The organism is Caldimonas sp. KR1-144, from assembly GCF_049446155.1.
Taxonomy (GTDB): domain Bacteria; phylum Pseudomonadota; class Gammaproteobacteria; order Burkholderiales; family Burkholderiaceae_C; genus Rivibacter.
Genome location: NZ_JBMSEE010000003.1, coordinates 238,726 through 251,357, shown reverse-complemented (window position 1 = coordinate 251,357; position 12,632 = coordinate 238,726). Strand labels below are relative to the sequence as shown.

Below are 12,632 nucleotides of genomic sequence, written 5' to 3'. Positions count from 1 at the left end.
CAACGTGGATGAAGAGGGACCTATGAGCCTGTTGAGCAAACTGAAGCTGGGCGGATCGCGCGGCAAGGCCGACGCCGAAGCGGCGTTCGACGAGGCCTATCCGGTCGCCGACGACCTCGCGCTCGCCGGCGCCGACGGCACCCGGCCGCTCGAAGCCACCACGGTGCAACTGAACGACCACGGGTCGATCATCTCCGAGGCCGCGCCCTCGGAGCTGACCACCGACCTGACGACCGATTTCACCGACACGCGCGTGCAGGCCGGTGACGCCTCGGGCGCCGCCATCGGCACCGGCGTGCCGCTGATCGGCCATCGCCCGCTGGGCGAGCAGCAGCGCGTGCTCGGCGGCATGCTGTTCGTCGGCCTGCTGGGCCTGGTGGTGGTGACGGTGGCCTCGCTGAACGCCGCCAACCGCGCCGCCAGCCAGGTGGCGGCCAGCGGCCAGGCGCTGATGCAGTCGCAGCGGCTCGCGAAGTCGGTTTCCCAGGCGCTGATCGGCAGCGCCGGCGCCTTCCCCGAGGTGAAGGAAAGCGCCGACGTGCTCGCCAAGAGCGTGCGCGGCCTGGTCAGCGGCAACGAGATGGTCGACACCGCGCCGGCCGCGGTGCAGCCCTCGCTCGAGCCGCTGATGCCGCTGATCGATCGCGCCGAGAAGAACGCCAACACGGTGCTGGCCCAGCAGCCCATCCTGACGCAGGTGGGCCAGGCGCTGCGCACGATCAACCGCCAGTCGTCCGACCTGCTCGAGATCGCCGAGACGATCTCCTCGCTCAAGCTGCAGCAGGACGCCTCGGCCGCCGAACTGTCGGCGGTGGGCCAGCTGGTGATGCTGACGCAGCGCATCGGCAAGTCGGCCAACGAGTTCCTCACGATGGAGGGCGTGTCGCCCGAGGCCGTGTTCCTGCTCGGCAAGGACCTGAACGCCTTCCGCGAGATCGCCCAGGGCCTGCGCGACGGCAACCAGGAGCTGCGCCTGCCGGCCACCAAGGACGCCGCCACGCGCGAGCGCCTCGACGAACTGCTCAAGCAATACGAAGAGACGCGCAAGGAAGCCGGCGCGATCCTCGGCAACCTGCAGGGCCTGGTGTCGGCGCGCGAGGCGCAGTCGCAAATCGTCAACGACAGCGAACCGCTGCGCAAGGGCCTGGAAGAAGTGCAGACCGGCCTGCAGGAGCGCACCGGCCTGTCGGCGGTCAACGTGCTGGTGATCGCCGTCTCGCTGGTCCTCGCGCTGGCGGGCGTCGCCGGCCTGGTCTACGTCTACCTCGCCGACCAGCGCCAGCGTGCGCGCCTGGCCGAACAGCAGCGCCAGGAGGCCGAGCGCCAGGAGCAGGAAGCCAAGCGCGTCAACGACGCCAACCAGGCGGCGATTCTGCGGCTCATGAACGAACTGCAGACGGTGGCCGAAGGCGACCTGACGCAGCAGGCGACCGTGACCGAAGACATCACCGGCGCCATCGCCGACTCGGTGAACTACACCGTGGAAGAGCTGCGCCAGCTGGTGTCGCAGGTGCAAGGCACGGTGGCGCGCGTGACCGAGACCACGCAGCAGGTGGAAGCCACGTCGACCGAGCTGCTCGCCGCCTCCGACGAGCAGCTGCGCGAGATCCGCGAGACCGGCGAATCGGTGCTCCAGATGGCCGGCCGAATCAACGACGTGTCCGCGCAGGCGCAGCAGTCGGCCCAGGTGGCGCGCCAGTCGCTGCAAGCGGCCGAGTCGGGCCTGCAGGCGGTGCAGAACTCGATCGGCGGCATGAACGCGATCCGCGAGCAGATCCAGGAAACCTCCAAGCGCATCAAGCGCCTGGGCGAAAGCTCGCAGGAGATCGGCGAAATCACCGAGCTGATTTCCGACATCACCGAGCAGACCAACGTGCTGGCGCTCAACGCCGCCATCCAGGCGGCCTCGGCTGGCGAAGCGGGCCGCGGCTTCTCGGTCGTGGCCGAAGAAGTGCAGCGGCTGGCCGAACGCTCGGCCGACGCGACCAAGCAGATCGCCGCGCTGGTGAAGACCATTCAGACCGACACGCAGGACGCCGTGGCGGCCATGGAGCGCTCGACGCAGGGCGTGGTCGAGGGCGCGCGCCTGTCCGACAACGCCGGCACCGCGCTGGGGGAGATCGACAACGTGTCGCGCCGGCTTGCCGAGCTGATCGAACAGATCTCGGACCAGGCGGCCCGCGAAGCCGATTCGGCCAACGTCGTGGCGGCCAACATCCAGCACATCTTCGCGGTGACCGAGCAGACCGGCGAGGGCACTCGCTCGACCGCGCAGCTGGTGCGCGAGCTGTCCAAGTCGGCCGAAGAACTGAAGACCTCGGTCGCGCGCTTCAAGATCAGTTAAGCCGCCGGGTCGGGTGCCAGCGCCCGGCTCGACCGTTCAACACCAAGGGCCCGGATGGACAGCCAGCCGAACCACGCGCTTCAAGACGACGACCTGAGCGCTCTTGCCTGGGTGCAAGAGGAACTGCGCAAGTCGCTCGACGCCGCCCACAAGGCGCTGCGCCGCACGCTGAAGGAAGTCGAAGCCGCCGCCGGCTCGGACGTCGACGCCGTCGAATCGACCGCGCTGCGACAGGCGCGCGCGCAGCTGCACCAGGGTGCCGGCGTGCTCGAGCTGATCAGCCTACCGGCCGGCGCGGCACTGCTGCAGGCCGCCGAGGCGGCAGTGCAGCGCTACGTCGCCAAGCCGCACAAGCTCACGCTGGCCGCGGTCGAGACCATCGAACGCGCATCGTTCGCGCTGCTCGACTTCGTCGCGCGCCGCCTGGCCGGCAAGGCCGTCTCGCCGGTGGCGATGTTCCCGCAGTACCGCGCGGTGCAGGAGCTGGCGGGCGCCGAGCGCGTCCATCCCGCCGACCTGTGGCACATCGACTGGCAATGGCTGCGCCTGCCGGTCGAGGTCGGTGCCGCGCCGCGCGGCGTCGACGCCGCGGTCGTCAGCGAATTCGAAGCCCAGGTGCTGGCGCTGATGCGCGGCGGCTCGCCCGCCGATGCGCGCCGGCTCGGCAACCTGTCGGCCGCGCTGGCCGCCGGCGCCGCGCTGCCAGGCGGCTCGCCCGAAGCCGTGACGCTGTGGCAGCTCGCGGCCGCCTACTACGAGGCGCTGGCGCTCGAGCTGCTGCGCCCCGACGTCTACAGCAAGCGCGTCACCTCGCGCCTGCTGGCCCAGCTGCGCGCCCAGGCGCGCGGCGATCTGACCGTCTCCGAGCGCCTTGCGCAAGACCTGTTGTTCTTCTGCGCACTGGCGCAGGCGCCGCAGCCGGGCGTCGAGGCGCCGCGACTGGCCGCGGTGCGCCAGGCCTGGGCGCTCGACCGCGTCGCGCCGCCCGCCGATTACGAGCAGCCGCAGCTCGGCCGCCACGACCCGGCGGCGGTCGCGCAGGCGGTCAAGCGGGTGTCCACCGCCAAGGACGGCTGGTCGGCCGTCGCGGGCGGCGAGATGCACCGCCTGGGCAACCTGAACGAGCAGTTCAGCCTGGTGGCCGATTCGCTGCGCAAGCTGCTGCCCAATGGCGAGCAGCTGGCCGACGCGCTGCTGCAGTCGGCGCACGTCACGGTCCAGTCGAAGGCCGCGCCGGCGCCGGCGTTGGCGATGGAAGTCGCGACCAGCCTGCTGTGGGTCGATGCCGCGCTCGAGGAGGGCGGCTTCGACCATCCGCAGCACGCGCCGCGCGTCGCGCGCCTGGCCGAGCGCATCGCCGCCGTTCGCGGCGGCGCCGCGCCCGAGGCGCTCGAGCCCTGGATGGAGGAGCTCTACCGCCGCGTGGCGGACCGCCAGACCATGGGCAGCGTGGTGCAGGAGTTGCGCGCCAGCCTGGCCGAGACCGAGAAGACGATCGACCGCTACTTCCGCTCGCCCGCCGAGCCTGACCTGCTGATGCCGGTGCCCGGCCAGCTGCAGGCAATGCGCGGTGTGCTGTCGGTGCTGGGACTCGACCAGGGTTCGCACGCGGTGCTGCGCATGCGCGACGACGTCGACGCGCTGATCGCCGCGCAGGCGGCCGCCGCCTCGCGCACCGACGTGTTCGATCGCCTGGCCGGCAACCTCAGCGCGCTGAGCTTCCTGATCGACCTGCTCGGCGTGCAGCCGCAGGCCGCGAAGTCGCTGTTCCTGTTCGACGCCGAAAGCGGCCTGCTGCGCTCGCTGGTCGGCGCGCGCGGCGGCGTGCCCGCCACCGCGACGCTGGCCGAGCAGGCCCAGCGGCTGGCGTCCGACCTCGCTGCAGGGACGCTGCCGCTGTCGGCCGTCTCGCGCGAGGTCGACCGCCTGGCGCACGAGCCGCAGGTCAGTGCCGTGCGCGAGCTGACCCAGCCGCTGGAGGCGCTGCAGCAGGTGCTGGCCGGCAGCGGCACGGCCGCCGAGCCCGAGGCACAGATGCGCGAGCGCGTCGGCCAGGCGCTGAACGAGTTCGCGGCCACTGCCTCCGAGGCCGTGGGCCTGGAGCCGGTGCCGTCGGGTCCGCTGCCACTGATCTCGCTGTCGCCGATGCCGCCGCTCGCGCCGCCGCCTGCGGCGCCGGCCAGCACCGGTCTCGAGGAAGACGACGAGATGCGCGAGGTCTTCCTCGAGGAGGCCCGCGAGGTGATCGACGGTGCGCGTGCCGCGCTGGTGACCTTGCGCTCCGAGCCCGGCGACGGCGAGGCGCAGGTGACCGTTCGCCGCGCCTTCCACACGCTCAAGGGCAGCTCTCGCATGGTCGGCCTGGCTGACTTCGGCGAAGCCGCCTGGGCCTGCGAGCAGCTCTACAACCACTGGCTCGCGAGCCAGCAGCCGGCGAGCGAGGAACTGCTGCGCTTCACCAGCGAGGCGCTGGATTACTTCGCACCGTGGGTCGACGCCATCGCCGAGCGCGCTGCGGCGCTGCCGGGCAGCGAGCCGGTGCGCCGCTCGGCCGACGCCTTGCGGGTCGATGGCCTGTACCGCCCGCTGCGCTACCAGGCCGCCGCCCCGGCGCCTGCCACGCCGGCACCGGCGCTCGACATCGCGAGCCTGCTGCCGCCGGCCAGCGAGTTGGAGCTGCCGGCCGAGGCGGCGACGCCGCTGCCGGAGGTCATCGACGCGGCGCCCATTGCGCCGGTGGAATCTGCCACGGTCGCGGCGCCGGAGCCGGGCCTGGGCTTCACGCTCGACTTCGGCGGCGAACCTCCGGCGCCTGCGCAGCCCGCCATGCCGCTGCCGCTGGCCGAGACGCTCGACTTCTCGCTCGACCTCGCCTCGTTCGATCTCGCGACACCGGCGCCTGCGAGCCCGAGCGCCGTGCCGGCCGAGCTGCCGGCGCTGGACGACGTGGTCGGCGGCGGCGAGAGCGAAGACTTCGCGACGATGCCGCTGCCGCTCGACGAGCAGCCCAAGGCGCCGTCGGTGCTCGACGAGGCGGTCATCACGTCGATCGAACTTACGTTCGAAGACAGCACGCCGGCCGACGGCGGCACGACGGCGGCTGACATCGGTCTGATCGAGGCACTGCAGCCCAGCGCTGAGGGCGAGTCGCGGCTGCCGGTGCCGGAGCTGATCGAGCCCGTCGTCGAGGAGGGCAGCTCGGTGCTGCCCGAGCTCGATGACGACGAGCTGCAAAAGGCGGATGCCGGCCCTTCGCTGATCGAGGCGTTGGCGCCGACGTCGCAGCTCGATGCGATGGCAGCCAACGACGCGCTCGCCGAGCCGGCCGAGGCGGTGGCCGAACTGCCGGTGGAGTCGCCGGCCGAGCCGCCAGTTGAGAGCGACCAGGTCAAGATCGTCGGCCCGCTGCGCATCTCGATCCCGCTGTTCAACATCTACCTCAACGAGGCCGACGAGCTGTCGCGGCGCCTGGGCACTGAGCTGTCCGAGTGGGCGCTGGAGCTGCACCGCCCGGTCGGCGAGTCGGCCATTGCGCTGGCGCATTCGCTCGGCGGCAGCTCGGCGACGGTGGGCTTCGCCGACCTGTCGGCGCTGGCGCGCCAGCTCGAGCATGCGCTGATGCGGTCCCACTCGCTGGGCCACGGCTTTGGCGAGGATGCCCAGCTGTTCGGCGAGGCCGCCGAAGAGATCCGCCGGCTGCTGCACCAGTTCGCCGCCGGCTTCCTGAAGGCCGCGGCGCCCGAACTGCTGCAGCGCCTGGCCGATTTCGACCGCATCGCCGATGAGCGCGCGGCGGCTGCTGAGGCGGCGCCGGCCGTCGAGGCAGCGCCCGCCACCGAGGCGCCGTCGCAGCCCGTCGAAGCCGCGACCGCCGAACCGGTGTCGCCGGTCGCGCCGATCGCGGCAGCCGAGGTGTCGTTCGAGCCGCCGCCCGCCGCGCCGCCGATCGAGCAGGCCAGCGTGCTGGCCGACCTCGGCCAGGCCGAGTTCCGCCCGCTCGCGCCGCTCGTCGGCGAGGCAGAGCCGGTGCGCGCCGCCTCGTTCGATGCGCTCGACGACGAGGACGACATCGACGCCGAGGACGCGGTCGACGTCGATCTGTTTCCGATCTTCGAGGAAGAGGCGCTGGACCTGCTGCCCAAGCTGTCCGGCCAGTTGCGCGACTGGAGCCGCCACCCGGCCGATGCCGGCCACGCGAGCGCGGCGATGCGCACGCTGCACACCTTCAAGGGCGGCGCGCGCCTGGCCGGCGCGATGCGCCTGGGCGAGCTCGCGCACCGCCTCGAGACTGCGATCGAGCACCTGCTCGCCCGCGAAGACGAGCGCCAGAGCGCCGACATCGATCCGCTGCACGCGCGTGCCGATGCACTGAGCGCCTCGTTCGACCAGCTGCGCCGCCGCGACGCCGAGGCCTATGCGCAGCAGGCGGCCGCGGTCGCCGTCGCCGAGCCGCAGCCGCCCGTCGTGCCGGAGCCGCCGGTGCTGGCGGTCGAGATGCCGACCCTGGTGGTCGAGGAGGCGCCGACGCCCGGCTTCGAGACCTCGGGCTTCGACGTGCTGTCCGAGCCGGGCGAACTGCACGGACTGCCGCCCGATCAGCCGCCGGCGGCGACGATCGACTGGTCGCGCTTTGCGGGCGTGGCGGCGGAGGCCGCGCCGGCGGCGCGCACGCCGAGCGAGCGCGCCACGCTGGCCGGCTCGGCCGTGCGTGTGCGCGCGCACCTGCTCGACCGCCTGGTCAACCAGGCCGGTGAGGTCAGCATCGCCCGCGCGCGCCTGGATGCCGGCGTCGGCACGATGCGCGGCGCGCTCAACGACCTGACCGACAACCTCGAGCGACTGCGCGCCCAGCTGCGCGACATCGAGCTGCAGGCCGAAACGCAGATGTCCTCGCGCATGGAGGCGGCGAAGGCGGCGTCGAAGGACTTCGACCCGCTGGAGTTCGACCGCTACACGCGCTTCCAGGAGATCACCCGCATGATGGCCGAGTCGGTGAACGACGTGGCCACCGTGCAGCGCGCGCTGCAGCGCACGATCGAAGTTTCGGAAGACGAGCTCGCCGCTCAGGCGCGCCTGACGCGCGAACTGCAGGACGACCTGCTGCGCACCCGCATGGTGGAGTTCGAGGGTCTGTCGGACCGCCTGTACCGCGTCGTGCGCCAGGCCGCCAAGGAGACCGGCAAGCAGGTGCGGCTGGACCTGCTGGGCGGCTCGATCGAAGTCGACCGCAGCGTGCTGGACCGCATGACCGGCGCCTTCGAGCACCTGCTGCGCAACTGCGTCACGCACGGCATCGAGTCGCCCGAGCAGCGCAGCGCGGCCGGCAAGGATCCGGTCGGCACCATCGTCGTTGCGCTCCACCAGGAGGGCAACGAAGTTGCGATCGAATTCCGCGACGACGGCGCGGGCCTCAACTTCGCGCGCATCCGTGCGCGCGGCGTTGCGCTGGGGCTCGTCGCGCCCGACGCGCAGGTCGGCGAGGCCGAGCTGGCCAACCTGATCTTCACGCCCGGCTTCTCGACCGCCGAACAGGTGACCGAGCTCGCCGGGCGCGGCGTCGGCATGGACGTCGTGCGCGCCGAGGTCAACGCGCTGGGCGGTCGCATCGAGACCGCCAGCGCTGCCGGCCAGGGCACCAGCTTCAAGCTCGTGCTGCCGCTGACCACCGCGGTGACGCAGGTCGTGATGCTGCGCTGTGGCGCCGCGACGATCGCGGTGCCGGCGACGCTGATCGAGATCGTGCGTCGCGCCACGCCGACCGAGGTGAAGGCGGCCTACACGAGCGGCATCTACCAGCATGGCGAGCATTCGCTGCCGTTCTTCTGGCTCGGCGCGCTGCTGTCGTCGAGCGCGCGCGCCAGCGATCTCACGGCGCGCTCGCAGTCTGTGGTGGTGATCCGTTCGGCACAGCAGCGCATCGCGCTGCACGTCGACGAGGTGCTGGGCAACCAGGAAGTGGTGGTCAAGAACCTCGGCTCGCAGCTGTCGCGCCTGCCGGGTCTGGCCGGCATGACGCTGCTGGCGTCCGGCGCGGTTGCGCTGATCTACAACCCGGTTGCGCTGGCCACGGTCTACGGCGAGGCGGCGCGCGCCGCGTCGGCCGCGGCGATCGCCGCGCCCGAGCGCGTCGAGGTGCAGCAGCAGGCACCGAGCGTGCCGCAGGCGCCGCTGGTGCTGGTGGTCGACGACTCGCTCACGGTGCGCCGCGTGACGCAGCGCCTGCTGGCGCGCGAGGGCTACCGCGTCTCGCTCGCGAAGGACGGCCTCGAAGGCCTCGAGCGCGTGGCCGAGGAGCGCCCGTCGGTGGTGCTGTCGGACATCGAGATGCCGCGCATGGACGGCTTCGACTTCGTGCGCAACCTGCGCGGCGACCCGAAGCTGGCCGACCTGCCGGTGATCATGATCACCTCGCGCATCGCGCAGAAGCACCGCGACGTGGCCGCCGAGCTCGGCGTCAACCACTACCTCGGCAAGCCGTACAGCGAAGAAGAGCTGCTGTCGCTGATCGCGCAGTACAGCGCGCAGGCGCTCGCCGCCTGAGCCGCGTGCGGGGGCTACGCGCCCCCGGCGTAGCCCTGCTGACGCCAGGCCTCGAACACGGCCACGGCCACCGCATTGCTCAGGTTCAGGCTGCGCTGGCCCGGGCGCATTGGCAGGCGCACGCGCCGCTCGGGCTCGAAGACGGCGTCGCGCAGCGCCGGGTCAAGGCCGCGGCTCTCGCTGCCGAAGACGAGCCAGTCGCCGGGCTGCCATGCCACCTGGGCGAACGGGCGGCTGCCGCGCGTGGTGAAGGCGAACAGCCGTTCGAGGTCAGGTCGCGCGGCCTCGACGAATGCGGGCCACGACGCGTGGCGGCGCACCTCGGCGTACTCGTGGTAATCGAGCCCGGCGCGCTGCAGGAGCTTGTCGTCCATCGAGAAGCCCAGCGGCTCGATCAGGTGCAGCGCGCAGCCGGTGTTGGCCGCGAGCCGGATCACGTTGCCGGTGTTGGGCGGGATCTCGGGTTCGACGAGAACGATGTTGAACATGGCCAGCGAGTGTCGCGCACGGCGCGCCGCGTTCAGGGCGTGCGCGCAAGGACCCAGACCTGCACCTCGGCCGCGCCCGCGGCGTGCAGCGTACGCGCGGCCTCGGCCAGCGTCGCACCGGTCGTCATGACGTCGTCGACCAGCGCGATGCGCTCCCCGGCCAGCACGGCGCGCGCCGCCGGCGGCACGAGGAAGGCGCCGCGCACGTTGGCCGCGCGGCGCTCGCGCGGCAGCGAGAGCTGGTGCGGCGTGTCGATCACCCGCTGCAGCAGTTGCGCTTGCGCCGGCAGGCCGAGCTCGCGTGCCAGTCGTCGAGCCAACTCCCACGCCTGGTTGTAGCCGCGCTCGGTCAGGCGTGCGCGCGCGAGCGGTACCGGCAGCAGCCGGTCGACCGCCGGGGCATCGGCCATCGCGATGGCTGCGCGCAGGCGCTGCACGCACCATGGCAGCAGGTCGAGCCCGGCGCGGAACTTGAGTGCCGACAGCAGCGTGTCCCACGGATGGCCGTAGTCCAGCGCGCTGATCGCACGCGACCACGGCGGCGGCTCGCGCAGGCAACGACCGCAGCGCGCGAGCGCGTCGTCAATGGCCGCGGGCAAGGCCTGCGCGCAAGCCGCGCAGCGTGCACGCCAGGCGCCGTGGCGCGCTTCGCAGGCGGTGCAGACGCGGCCGAGCCGGCCGCTCGTCGCGCCGCGACAGACCGCGCAGCGGTTGGGCCACGGCGAGGGCGAACGCGAAGCTGCGCAGGAAAGGACTGAGGGCGTGACGGTCATCGGGCCAGGCTGCCGCGGCCCCAGGGGGCGCTCACTATACTGCCGCGCCCATGGCCTCCTCCCCCCAGCGCGAGCCGCCGCGCCCGCCCGATGCAGGCGCCGTCGCGCGTCAGTGGCGCGCGGCGCGCGGCGTGCCGTGGCTGCATGGCGAGGTGGCGCGGCGCATGGCGCAGCGGCTCGAGATGATCCGCGTCGAGCCGGCGCGCGTGCTCGACTGGTGGGCGCAGCGCAGCGGTTCGCGCGAGCTGATCGCCGCGCGCTACCCGAAGGCGCGCATCGACGCGCTCGAGCCCACGGCCGAGCTGGCGGCGCACAGCGCACAGGCGCTGCGCGGCGCGTGGTGGCGGCGCTGGCGCGGTGACGCGCCGGGCGTGTTCGTCGAGAGCGCTGCGGCTGGCACCGAACTGGCATTCCCGGCAGGCGGGGCAGGACTGGTCTGGGCCAACATGGTCTTGCATTGGGTCGCCGACCCGGCGGCGCTGATGGCGCGCTGGCATGCCGCGCTCGCGGTCGACGGCTTCCTGATGTGCACGGCCTTCGGCCCCGACACGCTGCTCGAGCTGCGCACGCTGTACCGCGAGCTGGGGTGGCCGGCGCCGAGCCACGACTTCATCGACATGCACGATCTCGGCGACGCGCTGGTGCAAGCCGGCTTTGCCGATCCGGTGATGGACATGGAGACGCTCACGCTGACCTGGCCCGATGCCGCGGCGCTGCTCGACGAGTTGCGCACGCTGGGCGGCAACGCCGCGGCCGGGCGTTTTGCCGGACTGCGCACCCCGCGCTGGCGGCGCGCGCTCGAGGCGCGCCTGACCGAACGCTTGCGCGGACCCGACGGCCGGCTCGCGCTGCGCTTCGAGCTCGTCTACGGGCATGCCTTCAAGCCCGCGCCAAAGCTGCGTGTGGCGGCCGAGACGAAGGTGTCGGTCGAGCGTCTGCGCGACATGGCGCGACAAGGCCGCGCGCGTTGAGACCCCACTGTCGGCTCGGCTAGAATCCGCCGGCTTTGCCGCGCGGGTTTGCCACTTTTTCCGGCACGCTTGCTGCACATGAGGCCCTTACCAGGGCGATGCGCTTCGAACGCGTGGCACGGTGTGACGGTGAGTGCCGCAACGAGGTCGGTGTGCGCTGCGGCAGGCACATCGGTCCGGCCATGACGCCCGGTCGCCACGCGCGGCCCGCGCTGCGCCGGCGACTCGTCGAGGAATTTCAGACCGCCGAGCGGCGGTCGACGCCCGGTGCCTGCAAGGCAACGGTCGAGACAGGCTTTGTTGGTTTGGTGGAAGAGAGCACGAAGATGACGATCAACGCCCTGTGGAACGCCGGCCGCCGGCACGCCGCCCGGCTCGCGCTCGGTGCGGCGACTGCGCTGGTGGCGACGGCCGCGTCCGCGGTCAACGACCTGCCCGGCGGCCCCAAGGTCAACCAGCTGGATATGCACGATCCGGTGACGCGCATCGCCGCCGAACAGCACTGGCTGCACTGGCTGATGCTCGGCATCTGCACGTTCATCTTCGTCGCGGTGTTCGGGGTGATGTTCTATTCCATCATCAAGCACCGCAAGAGCAAGGGCGCGAAGTCGGCCGAGTTCCACGAGAGCGTGGCGGTCGAGATCGCGTGGACCGTGGTGCCGTTCGTCATCGTCATCGCAATGGCGCTGCCGGCCACCAAGGTCGTCGTCGCGATGAAGGACACCACCAACGCCGACCTGACCATCAAGGCCACCGGCTACCAGTGGAAGTGGGGCTACGACTACCTCAAGGGCGAGGGCGAGGGCATCAGCTTCCTGGCCACGCTCGACACCACGCAGCGCGTGATGTCCGACATGGGCCAACCGCAGGGTGACGACTACCTGCTCAAGGTCGACAACCCGCTGGTCGTGCCGGTCAACAAGAAGATCCGCATCGTCACGACGGCCAACGACGTGATCCACGCCTGGATGGTCCCGGCCTTCGGCGTCAAGCAGGACGCGATCCCCGGCTTCGTGCGCGACACGTGGTTCCGCGCCGAGAAGACCGGCGACTACTACGGCCAGTGCGCCGAACTGTGCGGCAAGGAGCACGCCTACATGCCGATCCACGTCAAGGTGGTCTCGCAGGAGGACTATGCGGCCTGGGTCGACGGCGAGAAGAAGAAGCTGGCCGCCAAGGCGGACGACCCGAACAAGGTCTGGGAACAGGCCGACCTGATCGCCCGTGGCGAAAAGGTCTACGCCGCCAACTGCGCGGCCTGCCACCAGGCCAACGGCAAGGGCGCCGGTCCGATCAAGCCGCTCGACGGCTCGGCCATCGTCCAAGACGCCGACAAGGGCAAGCAGATCGCCATCGTGCTCAATGGCGCGGCCAACGGCGCGATGCCGTCGTGGAAGCAGCTGTCCGACACCGAGATCGCCGCGGTGATCACCTACACCAAGAACCACTGGTCGAACGCGACCGGTCAGACCGTGCAGCCGGCCGAAGTGCTGGCCGCGCGCAAGTGACTCACCGA

Annotated in this window: 6 protein-coding genes; 4 read left to right on the top strand and 2 right to left on the bottom strand. The window is 71.8% G+C overall.

Translation table 11 applies throughout. From position 1 onward, the window contains the following. Positions 1–22: 22 nt before the first annotated feature. Entirely contained in the window at positions 23–2,344 is a 2,322-nt protein-coding gene (locus tag ACO2TI_RS09080) for a methyl-accepting chemotaxis protein (protein WP_423283714.1), read from the top strand. A 54-nt stretch (positions 2,345–2,398) separates the two neighbouring features. Continuing rightward, positions 2,399–8,884 (top strand): Hpt domain-containing protein, encoded by a 6,486-nt coding sequence (locus ACO2TI_RS09075; RefSeq protein WP_423283713.1) that lies wholly within the window; start codon positions 2,399–2,401, stop codon positions 8,882–8,884. 14 nt (positions 8,885–8,898) lie between these two features. Here the strand turns inward: ACO2TI_RS09075 and trmL are convergent, their stop codons facing one another. Continuing rightward, entirely contained in the window at positions 8,899–9,372 is a 474-nt protein-coding gene (gene trmL / locus ACO2TI_RS09070) for a tRNA (uridine(34)/cytosine(34)/5-carboxymethylaminomethyluridine(34)-2'-O)-methyltransferase TrmL (RefSeq protein ID WP_423283712.1), read from the bottom strand. Between the two features lie 32 nt (positions 9,373–9,404). Beyond that, positions 9,405–10,145: a ComF family protein gene (locus ACO2TI_RS09065; protein ID WP_423283711.1), complete on the bottom strand. Its 741-nt coding sequence runs from the start codon at positions 10,143–10,145 to the stop codon at positions 9,405–9,407. Between the two features lie 50 nt (positions 10,146–10,195). Here ACO2TI_RS09065 and ACO2TI_RS09060 point away from each other — a divergent pair, with 50 nt between their 5' ends. Together ACO2TI_RS09060 and coxB are read left to right on the top strand one after the other, a co-directional pair. Next, complete coding sequence (locus ACO2TI_RS09060; protein ID WP_423283709.1) at positions 10,196–11,116, top strand: methyltransferase domain-containing protein; 921 nt, start codon at positions 10,196–10,198, stop codon at positions 11,114–11,116. Between the two features lie 326 nt (positions 11,117–11,442). Next, positions 11,443–12,624: a cytochrome c oxidase subunit II gene (coxB, locus tag ACO2TI_RS09055; protein ID WP_423283708.1), complete on the top strand. Its 1,182-nt coding sequence runs from the start codon at positions 11,443–11,445 to the stop codon at positions 12,622–12,624. The last annotated feature ends 8 nt before the right edge of the window (positions 12,625–12,632 follow it).

What these genes read in the sequence shown, in the direction of transcription:
- ACO2TI_RS09080 (WP_423283714.1), top strand. Translation starts at nt 23, where the DNA reads ATGAGCCTGTTGAGCAAACTGAAGCTGGGCGGATCGCGCGGCAAGGCC.
- ACO2TI_RS09075 (WP_423283713.1), top strand. Translation starts at nt 2,399, where the DNA reads ATGGACAGCCAGCCGAACCACGCGCTTCAAGACGACGACCTGAGCGCT.
- trmL (WP_423283712.1), bottom strand. Translation starts at nt 9,372, where the DNA reads ATGTTCAACATCGTTCTCGTCGAACCCGAGATCCCGCCCAACACCGGC.
- ACO2TI_RS09065 (WP_423283711.1), bottom strand. Translation starts at nt 10,145, where the DNA reads ATGACCGTCACGCCCTCAGTCCTTTCCTGCGCAGCTTCGCGTTCGCCC.
- ACO2TI_RS09060 (WP_423283709.1), top strand. Translation starts at nt 10,196, where the DNA reads ATGGCCTCCTCCCCCCAGCGCGAGCCGCCGCGCCCGCCCGATGCAGGC.
- coxB (WP_423283708.1), top strand. Translation starts at nt 11,443, where the DNA reads ATGACGATCAACGCCCTGTGGAACGCCGGCCGCCGGCACGCCGCCCGG.